The following is a 24,140-nucleotide window of genomic DNA, read 5'->3' as shown; positions in this document are numbered from 1 at the left end:
TCTTCCGGGCCGGGACCCTTCTCCCTCCCTCCTGCGGGCCTTCCGCGACCGCTGCTGCGGCGCGCCCGCGGATGATCCCGCCCTTTCTTCCGGCGCGTTCCCCCTTCGTCGTACCCGGTGTCTCTCCCGTTGCCCGCTTGCACCCTCTGCGACAGGAGACCCCATGACTACTGCTTCCACCCATCTCAGCTGCACCGACCTCGCGTTCTCCTGGCCGGACGGCACTCCGGTGTTCGACGGCTTCCAGCTCGCGGTCGGCCCCGGCCGCACCGGGCTGATCGGGCTCAACGGCTCCGGGAAGTCCACCCTGCTGAAGCTGCTGTCCGGCGAGCTGACCCCCGCGAGCGGCACCGTCCGCGCGGTCGGTGAAATCGGCCGGCTGCCGCAGAATCTGACCCTCGACACCGGGCTGCGGGTGGACGAGGTGCTGGGCATCGCCGCCCCCCGTGCCGCGCTGCACGCCATCGAAAGCGGCGACACCGACGAACGGCACTTCGCCGCGGTCGGCGACGACTGGGACGTCGAGGAGCGGGCCCGGGCGGCGCTGGACCGGCTCGGACTGGGCCGGATCGGGCTCGACCGCACGATCGGTGAGGTCTCCGGCGGCGAGGGCGTCCTGCTGAAGCTCGCCGCCCTGCTGCTGGCCGGGCCCGACGTCCTGCTGCTCGACGAGCCGACGAACAACCTCGACCGGTACGCCAGACGGCGGCTGTACGACGCGGTCGCCGGCTGGTCCGGGGTGATGGTCGTGGTCAGCCATGACCGGGAGCTGCTGGAGCTGGTCGACCAAATCGCGGATCTGCGCGACGGCGAGGTCGCCTGGTACGGCGGGAACTACACGGCGTACGAGGAGGCCGTCGCCGCCGAGCAGGAGGCGGCCGAGCGGATGGTCCGGGTCGCCGAGGCGGATGTCCGGCGGCAGAAGCGCGAGCTGATCGACGCGCAGTCGAAGCTGGCGAAGCGGCGCCGGTACGCGCACAAGGCGCAGGTGGAGAAGCGGGTGCCGAAGGTCGTGGCGAACACGCTCAAGGGCGCGGCCCAGCAGTCCGCCGGAAAGCACCGGGCGGTGCACGCCGAACGGCTCGCCGGGGCCAGGGAGCGGCTGGACGAGGCACTGGAGGCGGTCCGCGACGACGACGAGATCCGCATCGAGCTGCCGTACACCACGGTCCATCCGGGCCGTGAGGTGCTGCGGCTGAAGGAGCTGCGGCTGCGGTACGGCGCCGAGGTGCGCGGCGAGTTCGACATCCGGGGGCCGGAGCGGATCGCCCTGGTGGGGCGGAACGGTGCGGGAAAGACGACCCTGCTGCGGACGATCGCGGGCGAACTGGCCCCGGTCGAAGGCGAGGCGGAGACCCTGGTTCCGCTGCGGTTCCTGCCGCAGACGCTGGATGTGCTCGACGACGGGCTGAGCATCGTCGAGAACGTGGCCCGGGTGGCGCCCTCCGCGACCGTCAACCGGATCAGGGCCCGGCTCGCCCGCTTCCTCTTCAAGGGGGCGCGGGCGGACCAGCCGGTGGGGACCCTGTCGGGCGGGGAGCGGTTCCGGGCGGCGCTGGCCTCGCTGCTGCTGGCCGAGCCGGCACCGCAGTTGCTGCTGCTCGACGAGCCGACGAACAATCTGGACATGGTGAGCGTCCGGAAGCTGACGGCGGCGCTGGAGGCGTACGAGGGGGCGCTGATCGTCGCCGGTCACGACGTACCGTTCCTGGAGTCGATCGGGATCACCCGCTGGCTGCTGCTGGACGGCGGGCTGTACGACGTCGATCCGGAGGATGTGCGCAGCGGCGAGCTGCGGGCACCGCAGCCCCGGGAGTAGGGCGCCCGGCGCGGCTTCCGGGCGGGCGGCCTTCCGGCTGCCCGCCCGGGTTTCTCGCGCGCCGGTGGGACGGCACTGCCCGGGAGCCGCGCCGGAAATCCCGACGGAAATCCCGACGGAAACTGTCCGGATTGGTGTCTAGCGTCGGCCGTATGCCTGAGATCCGTACGCCTGAGTTCCCTGCGCCCGAAACCCGTACGCCCGCGTCCCCCGGGTCCGGCGGCGGCGCGATCGTCATCACCGGCGCCCGCGAGAACAACCTCCGCGACGTCTCCCTCACCCTGCCCAAGAACAAGATCACCGTCTTCACCGGCGTCTCGGGCTCCGGAAAGTCCTCGGTCGTCTTCGACACCATCGCGGTGGAGTCGCAGCGCCAGCTCAACGAGACGTTCAGCTCCTTCGTCCGCAACCGGCTGCCCAAGTACGAGCGGCCGCTCGCCGACGGGATGGACGAGCTGTCCGTGGCGATCGTGGTGGACCAGAAACCGCTGGGCGGCAACGCCCGTTCCACCGTCGGCACGATGACGGACATCTACTCCGTCCTCCGGGTGCTGTTCTCCCGCCACAGCACCCCGGCCGCCGGTCCGGCGACCGCGTACTCCTTCAACGACCCCACCGGAATGTGCCCGGTCTGCGACGGGCTCGGCCGGACGGTCGCGCTGGACGTCGAGCGGGCGGTCGACTGGACGAAGTCGCTGGACGAGGGCGCCCTGCTGCTGCCCGGGCTCTCCGTGGGTTCCTGGGAGTGGAAGCTGTATGCGGAGTCCGGCCGCTTCGACACCGCGAAACCCCTGGACGCGTACACCCCCGAAGAGCGCGAGCTGCTCCTCCACGGCAGCGGTTTCTCCGTGCGGCTGGAGTTGAAGACGGGCTCCGCCGACATGAAGTTCGAGGGGATCGTCAACCGCTTCACCCGGCTCTTCCTCAAACGCGATACGGGGACCCTGTCCGAGAAGCGGCGGGAGGCGGCCGACCGGTTCACCGTCAAGCGGCCCTGCCCGGAATGCGGGGGCGCCCGGCTGAACGCGGCGGCGCGGGCGTCCCGGATCGACGGTCTGACCATCACCGACTGGACCCGGATGGAGGTGGCCGATCTGATCGGGGTGCTGCGCCGGATCGACGATCCGGTGGCCGCGCCGGTGGCGGCCGCGGCCCGGGAGAAGCTGGAGCGGCTGGTGGGGATCGGCCTCGGCTATCTCTCCCTGGACCGCGAGACCACCACCCTCTCCGGCGGGGAGGGCCAGCGGCTGAAGATGGTGCGCCATCTCGGCAGCTCCCTCACCGGGCTGACCTTCGTCTTCGACGAACCGAGCGTGGGACTGCACCCCCGTGACGTGGGCCGGCTCAACGATCTGCTCGTCCGGCTGCGCGACCGCGGCAACACGGTCCTGGTGGTGGAGCACGACCCCGATGTGATGGCGATCGCGGACCATATCGTCGATATGGGCCCGGGTGCGGGCACCGAGGGCGGGCGGGTGGTCTACGAAGGCCCGTTCGATGGGCTGCGGCGGGCCGACACCCTCACCGGGCGTTGTCTGCGCCGCCGCACCCCCCTGAAGGAGACGTTCCGGACGCCCACGGGCCGGCTTGCGGTGACGGCGGCCGACCGCCACAACCTCAAGGGCATCGACGTAGGGTTCCCGGCCGGGGTGCTGACGGCCGTCACCGGCGTCGCCGGTTCGGGCAAGTCGACCCTGGTGTCGGAGGTGTTCACCGCCGCCCACCCCGAGGCCGTCGTGATCGACCAGGGGGCGATCACCGCTTCCGTACGCTCCACACCCGCGTCCTACCTGGGGCTCATGGACAGCGTCCGCAGGATCTTCGCCCGGGAGAACGGGGTGGATCCCGGCCTGTTCAGCTTCAACTCGTCGGGCGCGTGCCGGGAGTGTTCGGGCCGGGGCGTCATCCAGACCGATCTGGCGTTCATGGACCCGGTGACCACCGTATGCCGGACGTGCGGCGGCAGGCGGTTCCAGAACCACGTCCTGGCCCACCGGGTGCGCGGCCGGTCGATCGTCGACGTCCTCGGGATGACGGCGGCGGAGGCCTCGGCGTTCTTCGAGGGCGAGGCGCAGATGCTGCCCAGGCTCGCCGCGCTCGACGAGGTGGGGCTGGGCTACCTCGCCCTGGGACAGCCGCTGAGCACGCTCTCCGGCGGCGAGCGGCAGCGGCTGAAACTCGCCACTCAACTGCACCGGACGGGCAGTGTGTACGTCCTGGACGAGCCGACGACGGGACTGCACATGGCGGATGTCGGCACCCTCGTCACCCTGCTGGACCGGCTGGTCGACGCCGGGAACACGGTGATCTGCGTGGAGCACAACACCGATGTGGTCAAGCGGGCGGACTGGGTCGTGGACCTCGGGCCGGACGGCGGGAAGCACGGCGGGGAGCTGGTCTTCGAGGGGACCCCGGCCCAACTGCTGGCCCATCCGAAGTCGTTCACGGCCGAGTTCCTCCGCCGGGATCCGGGGATCGGCCAGCCCCCCGGGCGGGGTGGCGGCGGGGCCTGTCCGGAGGGCCTCCCGGCCCTTCCGGAGGGTCCGCCACGCCCGTGAGATACGTGACATGGCTCTCCGGTTCCCCCGGAGAAACCCTGTTACAACCCCTTTTACCTGCGGATATCACCGAACGTGAGCGGCTTGGTCCGGAGCGGGCTTGGTGGAAGGCTTACCCCACCCTTAACCTACGGTCTCGTAACCTACGAATCCGTAGGTATCGTCTGCCCGCACAGGCTTCTCTCCCGTCCCCTGGAGCACCCGTGACCATCACCTCTCCCCACCTCGGCAGTTCGGAAGCGTGGACCGACGCCCGGCTGCTGTTCGCGCTCGAAGAGGTGGTCGAGAAGGAGCTGAACCGCCATCTGAAGGCCGCCAAGGACTGGATGCCCCACGAGTATGTGCCGTTCGGCGACGGCCGCAACTTCCCGGGCCTCTTCGAGGACGGTGTGGCCTGGGAGCCCGAGCAGTCGAAGGTCACCGACATAGGCCGGATCGCGCTGGTGGTGAACCTGCTCACCGAGGACAACCTCCCCAGCTACCACCATGAGATCGCCAGCCTCTTCGGCCGCGACGGCGCCTGGGGCACCTGGGTGCACCGCTGGACCGCGGAGGAGGGCCGGCACGGCATCGTGATGCGCGACTACCTGCTCACGTCCCGCGCCGTCGACCCGGACAAGCTGGAAGCCTTCCGGATGTCGCATATGTCGGAGGGCTTCGAGTCCGACAACCGCCACTCGATGCTGCACTCCGTGGCGTACGTCGCCTTCCAGGAGCTGGCCACCCGGGTCTCCCACCGCAATACCGGCCATCAGTCGGGCGACCCCGTCTGCGACCGGATGCTCGCCCGGATCGCCACCGACGAGAACCTCCACATGGTCTTCTACCGGAATCTGCTCAGCGCGGCGTTCGAGCTGGCGCCGGACCTGACCATGCAGGCCGTACGCGACGTGGTGGTCGACTTCCGGATGCCCGGCCACGGCATCCCCGGCTTCGAGCGGGCCGCCGCCCAGATGGCGATCGGCGGGATCTACAACCTGCGGATCCACCACGACGACGTACTGGCGCCGGTGCTGCGCTTCCTGAGGGTGCTGGAGATCGGCGACCTGGGTCCGGACGGGCTGAAGGCCCAGGAGGAGCTGGGTCTCTACATGGGCGGGCTGAACGCGGAGGCGACGAAGTTCGACGAGAAGCTCGCCGCGCGCCGCGCCCGGCTGGCGGCCCGCGCCGCCGGCTGACCCGCCCCGCCGGACACCCGGGGCGGGCGGCGAGGGAGTTTCTTGCGGATCAGGCCGCCCGCCCCGACTTCAGCCGGTGCCGCTCCTGCTCGGAGAGCCCGCCCCAGACCCCGAACTTCTCGTCGTGCTCCAGCGCGTACTCCAGACAGGCGACCCGCCCGGGGCACGCGCGGCAGAGCTGCTTGGCCTCACGGGTCGAGGAGCCGGGGGCCGGGAAGAAGAACTCGGGGCCGGTCTGGGCGCAGAGGGCCGTCTCCTGCCAGGAGAGGTCCTCGACGACGGCGATGGTGGTGTTCTGCATGCCGACCACCGTCGCGTATCGCGATAAACGCCTGATCAACGACGCATCAACAGGCGCCACCGGCGGCAAAGTGCCTGGTCGGAGGGGTCGGCCCGGGGAGGGCGGTCACTCCCGGGGCGACGGCGTCATCACGAAGAACTGTGCGCCCGCCGGGTCGGCGATATTGGCGAAGCGCCCGATGCCCTCCATATCGGCGGGCGCCAGCCGTACCGTACCGCCCGCTTCGGTCGCCTTGGCCGCGGTGGCATCGCAGTCCTCGGTGAAGAAGTACGGCTGCCAGCACGGCCGGTCCAGGACCCCTTCGTCGCCGAGCGGGGCGATCCCGCCGAACATGTCGTCGGGCGTCTTCCGGGCGGGATGGATCATCGTGTACGCGGCGCCGTCGCCGCCGGGCATCGGCATCGACGTGGTTCCCCAGCCGAAGACCTCCGAGTAGAAGCCGAGCGCGCCGGGCACGTCCGAGGTGTTCAGCTCCACCCAGAACAGGGTGTTGGGGGCGTTGACCGTGTCCAGTCCCTTGTTGGTGCCGGGCTGCCAGACGGCGAAGGGGGCGTCCTGCGGATCGGTGAAGAGCGCCATCCGGCCCAGCTCCATCACGTCCATCGGCTCCGCGAGCACGGTGCCGCCGCCGTCGCGGACCACGGCGGCCGTGGCATTGGCGTCGGGGGTCTGGAAGTAGATGTTCCAGGCGGTGGGGCCCTGTTCGGGCGCGATGGTCATGCCTCCGGCGACGGTCTTCCCGCCGGACTGGAAGAGCCCGTAACCGCCGACCTCCGGTCCGCCCGGCTGGAAGGCCCAGCCGAAGACGGTGCCGTAGAACCGGGCGGCGGCGTCGATATCGGGGGTGCCGAGGTCCAGCCACACGGGTGAACCGGGGACGTAATCCGTGCTGAGCATGGTGCTCCGCCTTCCGCGCGTCGGACGGTCCCCCACGTCCCCAGTCTCCCGCCGCTCCCGGGCCCCCGCATCCGGTGCCGCCCGCCTCCGGAGCACACCGGCGGGCGGGAGGATCAGTGGTGCGGTGGGTCGTAGCCGGGGATCGTGCCGTCGGGTTTGGCGATGAGCAGCAGGCCCGCCATGCCCATGTCCGAGTGGCTCTGGACATGGCAGTGGTACATCCAGGCGCCCGCGCCCACTCCCTCCCCCGCGATGATCTGGAGGCCGAAGGAGTCCGCGGGGCCGGTGATCTTGTTGTCGACGATCCGGCTGGGGTCGTTCGCCCCGGTCAGCAGGCCGGTGCGGTTGTCCGCCCAGCGATGACCGTGGATATGGAACGTGTGGTAGTACTCGCCGTGGGTGATCATGACGATCTCCACCCGGTCGCCCACGGTCGCCCGGAAGTCCGGGCCGGTGTGGCCCGGCTTGTTGTTGATGGTCATATCGTTGAAGACCACGGTGAACTGCTTGTCGGGCAGGATGTCGCCCTTGCGCCGGACGACGACGGGCCCGTAGAGCCCCTTGCGGATGCCGCCGGTGCCGTGGTCCGTACCGACGACGTGGTCGTGGTAGTGCCAGTAGCCGGCGCTGCCCTCGCGCCAGGTGCCGTCGGCGCGGCGGCCCGGGGCATGGGTGCGCCAGGTGTACGTGCGGGTGGCACCGGGCTCCACATGGCTGCGGCTGAGCCGGGTGCCGTCGTTGTTGATGTCGTAGTCGACGCCGTGGACATGGAGGCTGACGGGGATGTCCATGAGGTTCTCGAACTCGATGTGGAGGGTGTCGCCCTCGTTCAGTTCGATCATCGGACCGGGGATGGTGGCCTTGCCCTTCTCCAGGCCGTACCCCAGCTGACCGTCTGCCAGTTTCTCGGCGTAGAGCTTCATATGGCGCACCTTGCCCCCGGCGGGGGCGGTCCGGGGCGGGAGCGCGGCCAGCGGCCGGGCCTGGGCCGGGGTGCCGCCCGTGGCGAGGGGGACCGCGGTGACCCCGGCCGCGGCCGCACTGCCGGCCAGTACTCGTCGGTTGAAGCTCCGTCTGTCCATGCCGCACTCTCCGCTCTGCCGGGGAACGCCTGGGAACACTGGGGACGCCGGGGCGCCTGGGACACCCAGGACGCCCGGGAACACCGGGAACAGCCGGGAAACGCCGTGAGGGGACCGGTGGGATGCCCGAACGGGGCGCACGGCATCGCCGGGGGACGGCCATACGGTAGCCCGAGGATCTTTGTTTATCCACACTCAGGACAAAGTTCGTTCTTTCGCGGTCATACCTATTGGCGAACCGCGAAAAGAGGTCTAGCTTCCTTTGCTGTCGTCGGCTGCTGTCGGCTGTTGTCATGACCACAGAGGAGTGGGTGACCCCATGCAGCGCGCACCACATCACCGGTCAAGATCCCGAACCGGCGCCTTCCGGGGCGCCCTCGCGGCGGCCCTCGGGGTCGGCGCCCTCACCGCGTCCCTGCTCACCGGGGTGGACACCGCCTCCGCCGGCACTCCGCCGGAACCCCGGGCGACAACGATGTCCCTCCCTTCACCACCGGGCGGCAAGAACGTCCGGGTCCTGGTCTTCCACGGTTCGGCGTCCGCGGAGTCCCCGCTCGTCGACGCCGGCATCCGGGCGGTGGAGACGATCGGTCTCACCGGTCCGGCGGCGGGCCGGTTCGCCACCGAGGCCACCGACGAACCCGCCGTGTTCACCGATGCCGCCCGGCTCGGGAAGTTCAACGCGGTCGTGTTCCTGACCGGCGGCGGCGATGTCCTGGACCCGGAGCAGGAAGCGGGCCTGGAGACGTTCATGGAGGCCGGGGGCGGTTTCCTCGGCGTCCATGACGCGGCGCGTACGGAACCGTACTCCGACTGGTTCACCGGGCTGATCGGGGCCCGGCCCACCGGTGCGCCCAGCTCCGTGCAGCGGGCCGTGGTCGAGGTGGGCGACCGGCAGCATCCGGCGACCGCGTCCCTGCCGCTGGAGTGGAAGCGGCCGGACAAGTGGTTCAACTGGTCGGTCAACCCCTCGGGCAGTGTGCACACCGTGGCCCGGCTCAAGGAGAGTTCGATCACCCCGGCCGCGAAGCCCAACGGCTGGGACCATCCGGTCTCCTGGTGCCGCGACTACGACGGCGGCCGGTCCTTCTACACCGGGATGGGCGGTACGGTCGACAGCTTCTCCGAGACCGACTTCCGCGACCATCTGCGCGGCGCCCTGGCCTGGACGTCCCGCCTCTCCCGCGCCGACTGCAAGGCCACCATCACTGCCAACTACACGGCCGAGCGGGTCACCAAGCCCAACCAGCCCGGGCAGAACGACCAGATCGGCGAGCCCCACGGCCTGGTCACCGCCCCCGACGGCACGGTGTTCTACATCGGCCGCGGCGGCGCCGACAGCACCCGGCCGGTGGTGACCGACTGGAACAACCCGGACATCGGCAAGGGCAACGGCGAGATCCACGTCTACGACCCGAGGACCCGGCAGACCACCCTGGCCGGTGCGCTGAGCGTCTTCGGCAACAAGGGCGGCGGCGACGAGCTGATCAAGAACGAGGAGGGGCTGCTCGGTATCGAGCTGGACCCGCGGTTCTCGTCCAACGGCTGGGTGTATCTGCACTACACGCCCCACTCCGACATCAACCGCGAAACGCGGATGGCGGACCGCCGGGTCTCCCGCTTCGTCTACGACTCCACCACCCGCCGACTGGACCTCGCCAGTGAGAAGGTGCTGCTGGAGTGGCCCGTCCAGATCCACAGCTGCTGCCACTCGGGCGGCGGGATGGCCTGGGACTCGAAGGGCAACCTCTACATCGCCACCGGGGACAACAACTCCTCGCGGTTCAGCGACGGCTACTCGGGGAACAACCCGCAGCCGAACTACAAGGGCGTCTCCTTCGCGGACGCGCGCCGCACCTCCGGCAACACCAACAACCTCAACGGCAAGATCCTGCGGATCAAACCGAAGCCCGACGGCACGTACACGGTCCCCGCGGGCAATCTCTTCACCGGTGACGAGACGGCCGAGGGCGGCGGAAAGACCCGCGGCGAGATCTATGTGATGGGCGTCCGCAACCCGTCGCGGATCTTCGTCGACCGGAAGACGGACGTCCTGTACGCGGGCTGGGTCGGCCCGGACGCCGGAGCGCCGTCCACGACCTGGGGCCCGGCGAAGTACGACACCTTCGCCGCGATCACCAAGGCGGGCAACCACGGCTGGCCGTTCTGCATGGGCAACAACCAGCCCTACCGCGACCGCGGGCCCGTCGATCCGGCGAAACCGCTCGGCTGGTACGACTGTGCGGCCCCGAAGAACGAGTCCCCGAACAACGACGGTCTGGTGAATCTGCCGCCGGTCACCCCGAACACCATCTGGTACGCGCCGCAGGGCGGCGGACCGGACTTCCCGAGGGACGCGAACGGGGTGCCCAGCTACAAGCTCGAAGAGCAGAAGCTGCTGATGCCGTGGCTCAAGGGCGGCGCCCAGGCGACCATGACGGGCCCGGTCTACCGCTACGACGCGGCGAGCGGCTCCGCGGTGAAGTGGCCTTCGTACTGGGACGGCAAGTGGTTCGTCGGCGACTTCTACGACGGCGACCAGCCGCGGCACGCCGTTCTGACCGACCCGAAGACCGTGGGCCGGGGCGGGATCCCGGTGCACGCCGAATCCCTGAAGAAGATCGTCCCGGTCGGGGCGAACGGCATCCGCAACCTCATGGACTGGAAGTTCGCACCGGACGGTTCGCTGTACGTCCTCGACTACGGGCGCGGCTTCTTCACCTCCGACGCGCGCTCGGCGCTCTGGCAGATCACCTACAAGGGCGGCGAGGCGACCCCGCCCGCGGACCGGCTGGCACGGAAGGCGGCACGGTGAGAATCCTGCGGAACACCAAGGGAAGACGCGGCACGGCCGGGTTGTGGACGGCCCTGGTGGCCTCGTTCGCGATGGTCGTCGGACTGCTGTCGGCGGTCGCGTACGGCCAGGGCGGACCGGCCCGTGCCGGCGCGGCGGCCGGCAGCGGCACTGCGGCGGTACGGACCGCGGACGGCACCCCGGCCGGCGGCGCGGCGAAGGCGGCCGAGGCGCCCGCCGCGGCGCAGACCCTGACCTGGACGGCGGGCGATCCGATCGACCGCTATCTCAGCTTCCCCACCACCGCGGTGGCGGGCCGGACGACGATCGTCTTCGAGAACAGCCGGGCCTCGGGCAACACCACCGGGATGCCGCACACCCTCACGTTCGACGTATCGGACCCCGAGTACAACAACGACGTCCCGCTGAACATCCTGGCCAATCCCAACGACGACCGGGGCGGCAAGCACACCACCGAGGTCACCCTGACCCCCGGCCGCTACCGCTTCTTCTGTACGATCCCGGGCCACGGCACGATGCAGGGCATCCTCACCGTCTCCGACCCCGCCGGGGAGGACACCACCGCACCGGTCACCGAGGCGAAGGTGACGGGCGACCGGAACGCCGACGGCGCGTACGTCGGAGTCGCCACGGTCGCGGTGACGGCGACGGACGACGCTTCCGGTGTGGAGCGCATCGAGTACGCGACCGGCGCCGACGGCCCCTGGCAGGCGTACACCGCGCCCGTCGTGGTGAACACGGTCGGCGAGCACCGGATCCGCTACCGGGCCACCGACCGGGCGGGGAACACGGCCGCCGAGAAGTCCGTCTCCTTCAAGGTCGTGGCCCCGCCGACGGACGACCGGACCCCGCCGGAGACCTCGGCGACGGTCTCCGGTGAACAGGACGGACAGGGCCGCTATCTCGATATGGCGACCGTGACCGTCACCGCGTCCGACACCGGCTCCGGCGTCAACACCGTCGAGTACGCGCTCGGCGCGGACGGCGCCTGGCAGCCGTACACCGCCCCCGTGATGGTCCACCGGGTCGGCACGCACACCGTCCGCTACCGGGCCACCGACCGGGCGGGCAACGCGGCCGCCGTGAAGTCGGTCGAGTTCACCGTCGTCACCCCGCCGTCCCCGGACACCACACCGCCCGTGACGGGCGCGGAGGTCACGGGGCAGCGGAACTCCGACGGTGCGTATCTGAACCGGGCCACGGTGACCGTGAGCGCCACCGACCACGGCGGCTCGGGCGTGGAGCGCGTCGAGTACTCCCTCGACGGCGGCCCCTATCTCGCCTACACCGCACCGGTCGTCGTCGACCGGACCGGCTACCACACCGTCCACTACCGGGCGACGGACAAGGCGGGCAACACCTCGGCCGCGCTGAAGGTGACGTTCACGCTCGCGGAGGGCGGCGGGGTTCCGGCCCCGAACTGCCCCGAGTGGGACGAGCGGCTCACCGTGATCGTCGGCACGGTCGACACCGGGGTGCCCAACCGGATGACCCGATCCCGCTGCACCGTCAACGAACTGATCGAGGACGAGAAGGCGTGGTCCTCGCAGGCGCTCTTCCTCAAGCACGTCGACAAGGTGCTCGACGGGCTGCTGGAGGACGGGGTGATCGACGTCCGCGAGCACCGGAAGGTCTATGCGGCCGCCAAACAGTCCGGGATCGGGAAGCCCGGCCAGAACACCGGCTACCGCGACCTCTTCGACGGGACGAAGAAGTCCTTCGACCGCTGGCAGCACGTGGGCGGCGGCTCCTTCGCCCTCAACGACGACGGGTCGATGACCAGCGGCACCACCAGGGGCGGTCTGGGCATGCTCTGGTTCCCGGCGGCCCAGTTCGGGGACTTCTCGCTGAAGCTCCAGTGGCGCGACGACGCCCCGGGCACGGGCAACGCCAACAGCGGGGTCTTCGTCCGCTTCCCGTACGTCCACGACAATCCGGAGGAGCCGCGCCCGGAGTGGGTCGCCATCAAGTACGGCCACGAGGTGCAGGTCCTGGACCGGCCGGACGGCGATATGTACAAGACCGGGTCGGTGTACGGCTTCGACCGCGTCGGGCTGGCCGGGGCGGGTGTGACGCCGAAGGGCACCTGGAACGACTACGAGATCCGGGTGGTCGGGCAGTCGTACTCGGTCTACCGCAACGGCGCGCTGGTCAACCGGTTCGAGAACACGGCAGGGCAGAGCTTCGCCCCGCCGCGCGCGGGTGACGTCGGCACCGACGGGCGCCGCTATGCGATCGGCCATCTCGGGCTCCAGGTCCATGGCACGACCGATGTGGTCTCCTACCGCAACATCCGGATCCAGGAGCTGTGACACCCGGCTCCGTCCGCCGTGGGCCCCTCCCGCCGGGAGGGGCCCACGGCCCGTTCCGGGCGGGCTCCCCGCACCGGAGCGGCGCTCCTGCTACTCCCCCGCCGTCCCGTCCGCCGCCGTCTTCTTCCTGGCCCGGCTCGGCTGGACCCGTTTCGGTTCCCCTGGCATCTTCGGATACTCCGGCGGATACGGCAGATCTCCCAGCCCGTGGTCGGCCTCGTCCTTCCGGGCCGCTTCCAGCAGCGCCTCCAGACCGAACCGGTGGTCGTCCATATCGGCGTGGACGTCGCCCACTTCCGCGTACCGCCCGGGCATGGTCATGATGTCGAAGTCCTCCGGCCGGGCATCGTCGATCTCCTCCCAGCGCAGCGGTGCGGAGACCGGTGCATGGGGCCGGGGCCGGACGGAGTAGGCGGAGGCGATGGTCCGGTCGCGGGCCGTCTGGTTGTAGTCGACGAAGATCCGCTGCCCGCGCTCCTCCTTCCACCATTTGATGGTGACCCGGTCCGGCATCCTGCGCTCCAGCAGCCGGCCGCAGGCGATGGCGGCCCGCCGGACCTGGACGAAGGTCCAGTCGGGCGTGATGGGGACGAAGACGTGCAGCCCGCGTCCGCCGGAGGTCTTGGGCCAGCCCCGCAGTCCGACGCCTTCGAGGACGTCCCGCAGCTCGTGGGCGGCGCGCACCGCGTCCTGGTAGTCGGTGCCGGGCTGGGGGTCGAGGTCGATGCGGAGTTCGTCGGGGTGCTCGGTGTCGGCCCGGCGTACCGGCCACGGGTGGAAGGTGACCGCGCCCAGATTGGCGGCCCAGACCACGGCGGCGGGTTCGGTGGGGCACAGTTCGTCGGCGGACCGGCCGCTGGGGAAGGTGATGTGCGCCGTGGGAATCCAGTCGGGCAGATACTTGGGTGCGCGCTTCTGGAAGAAGGACTCGCCGGTCACTCCGTCGGGGTAACGCTCCAGGGTGGTCGGCCGGTCCCGCAGCGCGCGGGTGATGCCGTCGCCGACGGCCAGGTAGTAGCGGACCATGTCCAGCTTGGTGTACCCGTGCTCGGGAAAGTAGACCTTGTCGGGGTTGGAGACCTTGACGGTCCGCTCCCCCACTTCCAGTTCCAACGCTCGGCCGGCCATGTGCGTCAGCGTATGCCGAGCCGACTTTCCCCGCATACCGGACAATCCCTCTATGGACCTCCCGGTGATGCCGCCCGTGAAACCGATGCTGGCCAAGTCCGTGAAGACCATCCCGCCCGATATGCAGTACGAGGCCAAATGGGACGGTTTCCGGGCCGTGGTCCACCGCGACGGCGACGAGATCGTCATCGGCTCCCGCACCGGCAAACCGCTCACCCGCTACTTTCCGGAGCTGGTGGCCGCGCTCGCGGAGAATCTGCCGCCGCGGTGCGTGGTGGACGGCGAGATCGTGATCGTGCACGGCGGCAGGCTCGACTTCGACCTGCTCAGCGAACGCATCCATCCCGCCGCATCCCGGGTCCGGACCCTGGCCGAGCGCACCCCGGCGAGTTTCGTCGCCTTCGACCTGCTCGCCCTCGGGGACGATTCCCATCTGGACACCCCGCTCGCGGAGCGGCGGGCGCTGCTCGCCGACGCGCTGCGGACGGCCCGGCCGCCGGTGCATCTGGCGCCCGCCACCACCGACCGGGAGCTCGCGGAGGTCTGGTTCGACCGCTACGAGGGCGCCGGGCTCGACGGTATCGTCGCCAAACCCCTCGACCTGCCGTACCGGCCCGACGCCCGGCTGATGTTCAAAATCAAACACGAGCGGACGGCCGATGTGGTCGTCGCGGGCTACCGCTTCCACAAGAGCGGTCCCGTGGTGGGTTCCCTGCTGCTCGGACTGTACGACGGCTCCGGGGCGCTCCAGCATGTGGGCGTCTGCGCCGCGTTCCCGATGAAACGGCGGGAGGAGCTGGTCGGGGAGCTGGAACCGCTGCGGATGGACCCGGCCGACGCCCATCCGTGGGCCGCATGGTCGGACGCGAGCGCCCATGAGTCGTCCCGGCTGCCGGGGGCGGTCAGCCGCTGGACGGGGAAGAAGGACCTGTCGTGGACCGCGCTGCGCCCGGAGCGGGTGCTGGAGGTGGCGTACGACCATATGGAGGGCACCCGGTTCCGGCACACGGCCCAGTTCCGCCGCTGGCGGCCGGACCGCTCCCCCTCCGACTGCACCTACACGCAGCTGGAGGAGCCGGTCGGCTACGACCTGTCGGAGGTGCTGTCGGAAGGGGGATCCGGCTGAAGCGCTTCCGGAGCAAGTGGGTGGGCGGGGTGGGCGTCACCCCGTGGCCGTGGTGCCCTCGTCCCGGGTCAGGGTGTCGATCTCCGACGAGACCCGGGCCCAGGTCTCCGTATCGCGGTCCAGTGCGGGCAGCTCCGCCGGGGGCGGGGATCCGGTCGACCAGGTGCGGGCCACCGTGACCGGGTCCGCCCCGGTGGCGGCCGCCGCCGCGAGGGCCGCCGCGCCCAGGGCCGTCAGATCCGCGTCGGCGGGGATCACCAGGGGGCGGCCGGAGAGGCGGCGTACCGTCTCCACCCAGTAGCGGCCCCGCGCGCCGCCGCCGATCAGACGCAGCGGAAGGGACGCCGGGCCCGGGGCGGCCGGGTCGAGGCCGCAGGCGGTGAGGACCTCGTCGAGGGCGCGCAGCACGGTCACCACCGCACCCTCGTACGCGGCGCCCAGGATCTGCTGCCGGGTCGTCGTATGCCGCAGGCCCGTCAGCAGCCCGGCCGCACCCGGCAGATCGGGGGTGCGTTCGCCGTCGAGGTACGGAAGGAGCACGACGCCCCGGCCCGACTCGGCGGCGTCCCGGCCGAGGCCCAGCAGGGCCGCAATCCGGTCCACGGCGAGTGTGCAGTTGAGGGTGCAGGCCAGCGGGAGGTAGGTACCGTCCGTGGCCGCGAAGCCGGACAGCGCCGGGGTCACCGGCCGGGCGCGGGTCGCCGCGTACACCGTGCCGGAGGTGCCGAGGCTCAGTACGGGATGGTCCAGCAGGCCCGTACCGCCGAGTCCGAGTCCCACCGCCGCCGCCATGTTGTCGCCGGTGCCCGCGGCGACCGCGATCCCTGCGGGAAGGCCGAGGGCCTCGGCCGCGGCGGGGCGCAGGGAGCCGATCCGGGTGCCGCCGGTGGGCGCGACCTCGGGCAGGAGGCGGGCGTCGAGACCGAGGAGTCCGAGGAGCTCCGGGTCGTAGCCGCCGGTCGCCGTCGCGTACCAGCCGGTGCCCGAGGCGTCGCCCGGATCCGTCGCCGCGACCCCGGACAGCTTCTCCGTGAGGTAGTCGTGGGGAAGGCGAACCGCGGCCACGGCCGCCGCGGCGCGCGGCTCGCGCTCGGTCAGCAGCCGCCACTTGGCCGCGGTCAGCGCGGCGACCGGCGCCGAACCGGTCCGTTCCGCCCACTCCCGCGCCCCGCCGGGCAGCTCCCGGGCCAGGGCTGCGGCCTGCGGAGCGGAGCGGGTGTCGTTCCACAGCAGCGCGGGCCGGACCGGGCGTCCTTGCGCATCGAGGACGACCAGCCCGTGCTGCTGGCCTGCGACCGCGATGCCGGTGACCGCCGATGGCCGTACCCCCGACTCCTTCAGCGCCTGCGCGACCGCGTCGCACAGCGCCCGCCACCAGAGTTCCGGATCGGTCTCCCGGGCCCCGGCCTCGCCGGAGACCTCGTGGGCGGCCCGGCCGACCGCGAGGGTGCGGCCCGTGGCGGCGTCGGCCAGCACCGCCTTCGTCGACTGGGTCGAGCTGTCCACGCCGATGACAACGGCCTGAGCGGGCATCGCCCCACCTCTCAGCTTCTGATTTGGAGTTGCGGCAAACAAAATACGGCAACCCCGGTTCGACCAACAGATGTTGAGGGTCTTCAACAAATTCATGGTCATGGGCATCATTAGTCAGCAGTGCAAACAAAACCCGGCAGCCCGCGATCCGAGGTGGTCAGCGCCATGACCGAGTTCACTCCCACCCCCGACGACCGGTTCAGCTTCGGCCTCTGGACGGTCGGCTGGCAGGGCCGCGATCCCTTCGGGGACGCGACCCGGCAGCCCCTCGACCCGGTCGAGACCGTGCACCGCCTCGCCGGACTCGGCGCGTACGGCGTCACCTTCCACGACGACGATCTGATCCCCTTCGGCGCGCCCGAGTCCGAGCGCGAGCGCCGGATCGAACGCTTCCGTACCGCCCTGGACGAGACCGGACTCGTCGTCCCCATGGCCACCACCAACCTCTTCACCCATCCCGTGTTCAAGGACGGCGCCTTCACCGCCAACGACCGGGACATACGGCGGTACGCGCTCCGCAAGACGATCCGCAATATCGACCTGGCGGCCCGCCTCGGCGCCACGGTCTATGTCGCCTGGGGCGGGCGCGAGGGGGCCGAGTCCGGCGCGGCCAAGGACGTCCGGACCGCGCTCGACCGGCTGAAGGAGGCCTTCGACCTGCTCGGCGATTACGTCACCGAACAGGGCTATCCCCTGCGGTTCGCCGTCGAGCCCAAGCCCAACGAGCCCCGCGGCGATCTGCTGCTGCCCACCGTCGGGCACGCCCTCGCCTTCGTCGAACGCCTCGAACGCCCGGAGCTGTTCGGGCTCAACCCCGAGGTCGGTCACGAGCAGATGGCCGGGCTGAACTTCCCGCACGGAATCGCCCAGGCGCTCTGGGCGGAGAAGCTGTTCCACATCGACCTCAACGGGCAGAACGGCATCAAGTACGACCAGGACCTCCGGTTCGGCGCGGGCGATCTGCGCTCGGCCTTCTGGCTGGTCGACCTGCTGGAGTCGGCGGGCTACGAGGGCCCGCGCCACTTCGACTTCAAACCGCCGCGCACCGAGGACCCGGCCGGGGTCTGGGCCTCCGCCGCGGGCTGCATGCGGAACTATCTCGTCCTCAAGGCCCGGGCCGCGGCATTCCGCGCCGATCCGCGGGTACGGGACGCGCTGCGCGCCGCCCGCCTCGACGAACTGGCCGTCCCCACGGCACCGGACGGCCTCGCCGGGCTGCTGGCGGACCGGGCCGCGTACGAGGAGTTCGACGCGGAGGCGGCGGCGGAACGCGGTATGGCCTTCGAAGCGCTGGACCAGCTGGCGCTGGACCATCTCCTCGGCACGGCGTAGGCGACCGTACGGCCGCACCCGGGCGGCGGGCGGACCGGTCTCCGCCGCCGGGACCCGCCGCCCGGCGAACCGGAAGAGCGGTTCCGGATCCCGCGCCGGCCCGCCTCCGCCCTCCTCGGCCCGCCTCCGCCCGTCGCAGCCCGCCTCCGCCGCCTCCGCCCGTCTCAGCCCGCAGATGTCCGCGTGCCGTAGGCGAGTGGATCCGTCAGGACGTCCTGGACGACCATCGCCGCCGCGCCGCGGACCGCGTCCGTCGCCGGGGACGCCGCCCGCAGCCGGGACGCCGCTGCGGGCCAGAGACCGGACACGACCCGGGCCGACAGTTCCCGCGAGGCGGGCGGCGCGAGCCACGGGCTCAGCGGGCGGTAGATCCCGCCGAGGACGACCGCGTCCGGATCGAAGAGGTTGACCGCGCCTGACAGCACCCGGCCCAGCATCGTGCCGCCCCTGGCCAGGGCCAGCAGGGACCTTTCGTCGCCCGTCCGGGCCCGGTGGGCCAGTTCGGACACGGCGTTCGCGCCGTCGGACTCGTCGAGGCCCGCCGCCCGCAGCAGCGCTGCCTGGCCCGCGTACTGTTCGAGACAGCCCCGGGAGCCGCAACGGCATTCGGGGCCGTCCGGCGCCACCACGGCATGCCCGATCTCACCGGCGAAACCGTGTGCCCCGCGCAGCAGTTCGCCGCCGAGCACCAGCGCGCCGCCGACCCCGATCTCCCCGCTGATGTAGAGGAACGTCCGGGCGTCCCCGAGACCGCCGAACCACAGCTCGGCCAGGGCGGCGAGGTTCGCCTCGTTCTCGGCGCGCACCGGGAGCGCGGGCCGCTGCGGGCGCTGGGCGGTGAGGGCCTCGGCGAACAGGCTCTCGGCGAGCACCCGGCTCCAGCCGAGGTTGGGGGCGGAGCGGACCGTACCGGAGGAGACCAGACCGGGCAGGGCGAGCGCCGCGCCGACCGGGCGCAGCTCCTGCTCGTCGGCGGAGGCCAGCGCGCGGGCGGCGATCCGGGCGGCCCGGGCCAGCACCCGGGAGGGCGCGCCACCGCGGTTGTCGAGGTGCTCCACGAGCCGGACGCGGTCGGTGCCGGCCAGGTCGACGACGCAGACGGACACATAGTCGACGTTGATCTCGACGCCGAGTCCGGCGACCCCGGTCCTGGCCATCTTGAGGACCGTGCCCGGCCGGCCCGCGTGACCGCTGAAGGTCTTCCCGGACTCGGAGAGGAATCCGGCCTCCAGCAACTGCTCGACCAGGGAGGAGATGGCGGCCCGGGTCAGGCCGACCCGGGCGGAGATCCCGGCCCGGGTCGTCTCCCCTGCGTCGCGCACCGCGCGCAGCACAAGGCTCAGATTGTGGCGCCGTACGGTGTCACGGCCCGCCTTCGGCTCCAGCGGATCGCGGCCGGGCCGGGCCGCCGGACGCCCCGCGGGAGGTCTGGGGCGGGGAGGCGCCTCGAAGGGGTCGACGGCATGGGTGCGGTCCGGGGCGGAGCGCGGCGCCGTGACCGCCGCCGGGCGGAGCGGCCCGGCGGACAGGGGATCGCCGCAGCATCCGGCCGTGCCCGGGGCCGCCGGTGCGGCCTGAGCGGTCGGAACAGCCTGAGAGGCCGGAGCGGTCTGAGCGGCCTCGGGGATCCGAGGGGTCGCCGGACGCTCCTCCGGACGCTCGGCGCGATCGGCCCGCGCGGCGCGCGCGGTTTCGTCCATGCGGCGTCAGCCCTGGGGTCCGCGGTAGCCGAGGGACGCCTCGATGCGGCCGGCCAGACCGTCGCGCGGCTGCGGCCCGCGGCCCGCGGCCCCGGAACCGGCCAGCCAGGTGCGGCAGCGGCTGCCGAGGAGGACGCCGAAGCTCTCCGCCTCGTTCTCCTCGGCCTGGTCGAAGCGGGTGCGCGCGGCGACCCCGAGGACCGCGTCCCGCAGGTCCGCATCGTCCGACAGCAGACGTGCGGCGACCGCGGCGCCGACGCCGACACCGTCGACATGGTGCGTACAGTGGCCCGCTTCCATGTGCCACAGCTCGTGGCCGAGGATGACGAGTTGGTGCGCCGGGGCGGTGCGCTCTTCGATCACGACCAGATCCTGGTCGGTCATGTCGAGCCAGAGCCCGCTGGCCGTACCCGCGGGGAAGGCTGCCGTACGGTAGCGGACCGGGCGGCCGCGGTGGGCGCTCATCGCCTTGCAGAGGGCGGCGTAGAGGTCGTCGGGCCGGGCGGCGGGGGCGGGCAGGTCGATCGCACCGACCAGCTCGCCGCAGAGCCGACGCATCCGCTTGCCAATGCTCACCGTTCTCCTCCGCTCCCGGACGGCTCCCGTCGCCGACGGCCGTCTTCGCACGGCCGCGCCACCGGCTCCGTACTCCCTATCGTCGCGCGGAAGGGGGCCGGGACTGAAGTCACGTTTCCGTCTGGTTCGCGCCGCCGGGAGCGCCGGAATCGGCCGATTCGCTCGCGCGGGTGGGCTTGACGCTCTCCAGGAGCATGTCGAGCCATTCGGTGACCTTGTCGCGGTGCTTGTCGGTGGGCAACTGGGCGGCGCGCCAGGCGATACCGCGGACACCGTGGTCGAGAAGGAGCCGTTCCAGCGGATCGCCGTCGCCCGACCAGTCCTTGAGGAGCTTCTGTTCGGTGCGGAGCAGGGCGCCGTTGAGCGCCTCGGCGTCCTCGGCCGTCAGAAAGCCCGCGTGGACGCCGAAGAACCGCTGGATCGCGTCGCAGTGCTCCATCGTCGGGCGGCGGTCGCCGTTGATGAGGGCGCCCGCCTGCTGCCGTGACATCCCGGCGCCGTCCGCGATCTCCTGCTGGGTGTAGCGGCGGCCGTTGGGCTTCAGCCGGGTGGAGCGGAGCAGGTCGAGGCGTTGCAGAAAGCGCGCCTGGAGATCGGGCTCCCCGGCCGGGCGCCCGTCGAGGAGTGCGGCGACCACCTCGGCGGGGACACCGGAGGCCTCCGAGAGCTGCTGGACGTCGAAGACCCCGCCGTGGCTCAGTCCCAGGCGGTCCGCGAGTTCGGCGACCCGGGCCACGGACGCCGCCAGAGTGTCAGCGGCTGCCGGACCCGGAACCGAGAAGCCGTCTGTCACCAGTAGGTCTCCTAGATCACGCGAGAGGGCTCCGCACACAGTTGGCTGCCCGGAGATTAACGGTTCCGGAGCCGGGCAACCAGCTTTTGCCACATCTGTGGCGAGAATCCTGCGGTCGGGGGCGCGGAATGCCACGATAGTTGACATGCTCTGCCGTGCAGGAGCAGGATCGCGGGGCGGGGTGAAGATCAGCAGACGCCGCCGCAGCGGGAAATTCGAGAAGGGTGGCGTTCTCGATGACACATGAGACGGGAGCCGACCGTCCTGGTGTCCACGGGCGTCGGGGGTGCACGGCGGCCGGAGGCCGCGGCACGCTCCGCGCGAGGAGATTCGCCGATCTGGTGCGGGGACGCCGTGAGGAGCTCGGGCTCAGCGTGGCCGACGTGGCGGCGCGGCTGGAGATCAGCACCCGGACGTACGGCTCCTGGGAGCGCACCCCGGCCCACGAATGGTCCGAGGAGCGGCTCCATGCCCTGGTGAAGGCGCTGGAGATGACGGACCAGCAGGGCGGCTGGCTGTTCCGGCTCGCGGTCGACCGTGAGATGCCGGCGCCGGTGCACGCACCGCCGGCCCGTAAGAAGGACGTCCTTCCGCTGGGTCCCGCGCGGCCCTCGGGTGCGGCCTTCCCGCGCCGGACCCCGGTCGGGCCGCTGCTGCCCTTCCCGCCGTCCACCACCTCGCTGCCGAAGGCCGCGGCGCCCGCCCCGCCCAGCGACCCCGCCACCCAGGCCTATCTGCGGGATTACGCGGTCATGATGGACGCGGTGCCGCTGCCGTCGGTGCTCTTCGACCGGCGCTGGGACGTGGCCCATGCCAACCCGGCGTACCAGGAACTCTTCCGCGATGTGAGCCTCCACCCGACGGCCATGCCGGACCAGAACTTCCTGCGGTTCGTGCTCTTCCACCCCGATGCGGGCGCCGTCCTCGGCGACCGGGAGACCGGCTGGTGCCTGCCGCTGCTCGCGCAGTTGGAGACGGCGCTGGAGCGGTACGCCGACGACAGTGTGCTTCAGGCCATTCGCCAGGAGATCGAGGACGACCCGATCATGGACGCCGCCTACCGGTGCGGGCTGCCGCACTGGGTCCGGGCGACCGGTGCCGCCGCGGTCCACCACGACGGTGCCGTACGGACGGTGTACCACCCCGACCCCCGCTGGGGACGGGCCGAATGCCGGATCGTGGACGAGACCCCGGCGACGCTGGAGGACTGCGGCTTCACCCGGATGACGATGGTGCTGCGCGGGGAGCGGGCGCCGACGCCCGGCGCTCCGGAGGCCCGGCGCAGGGCGACCAGGCCCCATCTGCGGGCCGTCGGGGGCGCTTGACCGGATCGGGGGGCGCGCCGGTGAGCCCGGCGCGCCCCCCGATCCGGCGGCGGAGGGGCGCGTGCACCGGAACGGGTGAAGCGGCCGGACCGGATGTTCCGCGAGGTGTACGGGAGCGGTTACGGCCCTGACGGGGCGTCTCCCGGCCCGGGGCGAACCGGAATTGGACGTTCCGCAGGGTCCGGGCCTTGTCACGGCCGGGCCCTGCCGCGAACATGACCCGCATGCCTCAGCAGCCCCCCGCCGCAGTGGTGCGCGCCCGCCGGGCGGGGCGGTCCGGACCGGAGTCCACCGGGCGCTCGCCCCGTACGCGGACCCTTCGGTGCTCGCCGGGGCCCTGTGCCGTCCGGCGTCCGCCGCGTGGACAGGGCGCTTGGTTCCCGCCGTATTTCCGAGGTCCAGGCCCCCGTCTTCCCCAAGCAGGGGCCTGGACCTCTCCCCCTTCCCCATTTCCCCCGTTCCCCCCGTCCGCTGCGGATGACCGTGTGCCCCCGGGCGCCGTCGTCGCCCGGGACGGTTCATCGCAGCGAAGCCACGGCCCATTCCGCGGCGAGCACCAGGGCAACCCCGGCGCCGAGGACAGCCGTGGCGACTCTGGTCCGTCCGGCCTTGCTGAGTACCAGCGCGCTGCCCGACATGATCAGCGCGACCCCGTAGAAGCCCATCGTCAGTACCGAGTGCGTGCTGCCGAGACGCAGGGCCAGAACCGCTCCCACCAGGGCCATGATCACGGTGGAGAGGACGATCCGGACCCGGCGCGCCTGGCGTGGTGTGAGCCCCTGTCGTTCCGGGGCCGAATTGGCTTCCGACATGCGCGGAAGCCTATCCGTCCGGCTCCCGGCCGGGGGCTCGGTCGCCGGATCCGCGGCGATCACCGGCGTGATGGCGGACGCGGCCACGGGACGGACCCGCACCCCCTCGACCGGCCCGGCCGGGCCGCCCCGGCGGGGCGTCCGCGGGCCGCCGGTGCCCCGGCTCGGGGCCGGTCCCGGGCCGTGGGGATCATGGTGGCCATGATCGACGATCCTGCTGCGCAGGCTCCCGTGGCCGTCCGTGCGGAAGGCCGCGGAATGCCTCAGCACTGCGCCTCCGAACCCCGCGGGAAGGAGACCCCGTACGGGATGCTCGAATGCGCCAGCTCGGCCCAGACGGTCCGGCCCGAGCCGTACAGTGCGGAGTGCGCGCCCCAGGCGCGGGAGACCGCCTCCACGAGCAGCAGTCCCCGCCCCCGCTCCTCCGCGTCCCGGGCATGGCAGACGTGCGGGCCCGAGGGCGCGCAGCCCTGGTCCCGCACGCTGATCCGCAGATGTTCGACGTCGTTGAGCAGCTCGCAGGCGACGAGATGGCTGCCGCTGTGCACCACGGCGTTGGTCACCAGCTCGGATATCACCAGCATGGCGGTGTCGTGCGTATCGCCGCCGATACCCCAGCAGCGGAGCCGGTCACGGGTGAGCCTGCGGGCTCTGGAGACGTACTCGACGCGCGCCGGCAACTCGAAGCCGTACCGATGGTGGTCGGCTTCCGAGCACGGATCCAGGAGGGGGACATGGCGCGTGTCGTGGTTCACACCAACACTGTCGCGCTGCAATCGACATTTTGGCAAGGGTCACTGTGAACTTTTCAGAGTGGGCATATTCAGCGACACTGAGTGCGTGGCACACTGCT

General features: G+C 71.6%; 18 protein-coding genes. 8 read left to right on the top strand and 10 right to left on the bottom strand.

What is annotated here, in order from left to right:
* Positions 1 to 163: 163 nt before the first annotated feature.
* The 3 genes from B7R87_RS28975 (at position 164) to B7R87_RS28965 (ending at position 5,555) form a co-directional block, all read left to right on the top strand.
* Positions 164 to 1,819, top strand: a complete 1,656-nt coding sequence (locus B7R87_RS28975; RefSeq protein WP_006345462.1) for an ABC-F family ATP-binding cassette domain-containing protein — start codon at positions 164 to 166, stop codon at positions 1,817 to 1,819.
* A 152-nt stretch (positions 1,820 to 1,971) separates the two neighbouring features.
* On the top strand, positions 1,972 to 4,377 hold the full coding sequence (locus B7R87_RS28970; protein ID WP_006345463.1) for an ATP-binding cassette domain-containing protein: 2,406 nt from the start codon (positions 1,972 to 1,974) through the stop codon (positions 4,375 to 4,377).
* A 203-nt stretch (positions 4,378 to 4,580) separates the two neighbouring features.
* Positions 4,581 to 5,555 (top strand): acyl-ACP desaturase, encoded by a 975-nt coding sequence (locus tag B7R87_RS28965; RefSeq protein ID WP_130584735.1) that lies wholly within the window; start codon positions 4,581 to 4,583, stop codon positions 5,553 to 5,555.
* Positions 5,556 to 5,604: 49 nt separating this feature from the next.
* Here the strand turns inward: B7R87_RS28965 and B7R87_RS28960 are convergent, their stop codons facing one another.
* From B7R87_RS28960 to B7R87_RS28950, 3 genes are all read right to left on the bottom strand, one after another.
* Positions 5,605 to 5,856: a WhiB family transcriptional regulator gene (locus B7R87_RS28960; protein ID WP_006345465.1), complete on the bottom strand. Its 252-nt coding sequence runs from the start codon at positions 5,854 to 5,856 to the stop codon at positions 5,605 to 5,607.
* A gap of 105 nt (positions 5,857 to 5,961) precedes the next feature.
* Entirely contained in the window at positions 5,962 to 6,753 is a 792-nt protein-coding gene (locus tag B7R87_RS28955) for a VOC family protein (RefSeq protein WP_006345466.1), read from the bottom strand.
* Between the two features lie 113 nt (positions 6,754 to 6,866).
* Positions 6,867 to 7,835, bottom strand: a complete 969-nt coding sequence (locus tag B7R87_RS28950; RefSeq protein ID WP_130584734.1) for a multicopper oxidase domain-containing protein — start codon at positions 7,833 to 7,835, stop codon at positions 6,867 to 6,869.
* A gap of 319 nt (positions 7,836 to 8,154) precedes the next feature.
* Between B7R87_RS28950 and B7R87_RS28945 the strand changes: the two genes are divergently transcribed.
* A complete protein-coding gene (locus B7R87_RS28945) occupies positions 8,155 to 10,650 on the top strand; it encodes a ThuA domain-containing protein (protein WP_006345468.1) in 2,496 nt (831 codons plus the stop codon).
* 71 nt (positions 10,651 to 10,721) lie between these two features.
* Positions 10,722 to 12,962 (top strand): OmpL47-type beta-barrel domain-containing protein, encoded by a 2,241-nt coding sequence (locus tag B7R87_RS28940; RefSeq protein ID WP_130584813.1) that lies wholly within the window; start codon positions 10,722 to 10,724, stop codon positions 12,960 to 12,962.
* A gap of 90 nt (positions 12,963 to 13,052) precedes the next feature.
* Here the strand turns inward: B7R87_RS28940 and ligD are convergent, their stop codons facing one another.
* Positions 13,053 to 14,090, bottom strand: a complete 1,038-nt coding sequence (gene ligD / locus B7R87_RS28935; protein WP_040913283.1) for a non-homologous end-joining DNA ligase — start codon at positions 14,088 to 14,090, stop codon at positions 13,053 to 13,055.
* A 52-nt stretch (positions 14,091 to 14,142) separates the two neighbouring features.
* Here ligD and B7R87_RS28930 point away from each other — a divergent pair, with 52 nt between their 5' ends.
* Positions 14,143 to 15,216, top strand: a complete 1,074-nt coding sequence (locus B7R87_RS28930) for an ATP-dependent DNA ligase (RefSeq protein ID WP_006345471.1) — start codon at positions 14,143 to 14,145, stop codon at positions 15,214 to 15,216.
* 36 nt (positions 15,217 to 15,252) lie between these two features.
* Here B7R87_RS28930 and xylB read toward each other — a convergent pair whose 3' ends face one another.
* The gene (xylB, locus tag B7R87_RS28925) at positions 15,253 to 16,749 is read right to left on the bottom strand and encodes a xylulokinase (protein ID WP_130584733.1); all 1,497 of its coding nucleotides are present in this window, start codon (positions 16,747 to 16,749) and stop codon (positions 15,253 to 15,255) included.
* 165 nt (positions 16,750 to 16,914) lie between these two features.
* Between xylB and xylA the strand changes: the two genes are divergently transcribed.
* The gene (gene xylA / locus B7R87_RS28920) at positions 16,915 to 18,081 is read left to right on the top strand and encodes a xylose isomerase (RefSeq protein WP_006345474.1); all 1,167 of its coding nucleotides are present in this window, start codon (positions 16,915 to 16,917) and stop codon (positions 18,079 to 18,081) included.
* 164 nt (positions 18,082 to 18,245) lie between these two features.
* On the opposite strand, the gene B7R87_RS28915 is transcribed toward xylA, so the two are convergent.
* From B7R87_RS28915 to B7R87_RS28905, 3 genes are all read right to left on the bottom strand, one after another.
* A complete protein-coding gene (locus tag B7R87_RS28915) occupies positions 18,246 to 19,415 on the bottom strand; it encodes an ROK family protein (protein ID WP_006345475.1) in 1,170 nt (389 codons plus the stop codon).
* A gap of 372 nt (positions 19,416 to 19,787) precedes the next feature.
* Positions 19,788 to 20,339: a toxin-antitoxin system, toxin component gene (locus tag B7R87_RS28910; protein ID WP_130584812.1), complete on the bottom strand. Its 552-nt coding sequence runs from the start codon at positions 20,337 to 20,339 to the stop codon at positions 19,788 to 19,790.
* A 127-nt stretch (positions 20,340 to 20,466) separates the two neighbouring features.
* Complete coding sequence (locus B7R87_RS28905; RefSeq protein WP_006345477.1) at positions 20,467 to 21,150, bottom strand: helix-turn-helix domain-containing protein; 684 nt, start codon at positions 21,148 to 21,150, stop codon at positions 20,467 to 20,469.
* 341 nt (positions 21,151 to 21,491) lie between these two features.
* On the opposite strand from B7R87_RS28905, the gene B7R87_RS28900 reads away from it, so the two are divergent.
* A complete protein-coding gene (locus B7R87_RS28900; protein ID WP_233168955.1) occupies positions 21,492 to 22,475 on the top strand; it encodes an MmyB family transcriptional regulator in 984 nt (327 codons plus the stop codon).
* 518 nt (positions 22,476 to 22,993) lie between these two features.
* Here the strand turns inward: B7R87_RS28900 and B7R87_RS28895 are convergent.
* On the bottom strand, positions 22,994 to 23,287 hold the full coding sequence (locus tag B7R87_RS28895) for a hypothetical protein (RefSeq protein WP_130584730.1): 294 nt from the start codon (positions 23,285 to 23,287) through the stop codon (positions 22,994 to 22,996).
* A 263-nt stretch (positions 23,288 to 23,550) separates the two neighbouring features.
* Positions 23,551 to 24,042, bottom strand: a complete 492-nt coding sequence (locus B7R87_RS28890) for an ATP-binding protein (protein WP_006345479.1) — start codon at positions 24,040 to 24,042, stop codon at positions 23,551 to 23,553.
* Positions 24,043 to 24,140 lie beyond the last annotated feature (98 nt).

Source organism: Streptomyces tsukubensis (assembly GCF_003932715.1).
Lineage (GTDB): Bacteria > Actinomycetota > Actinomycetes > Streptomycetales > Streptomycetaceae > Streptomyces > Streptomyces tsukubensis.
Note: the sequence above shows the minus strand (reverse complement) of the source record. Positions and strands in the feature narration are given on the sequence as shown.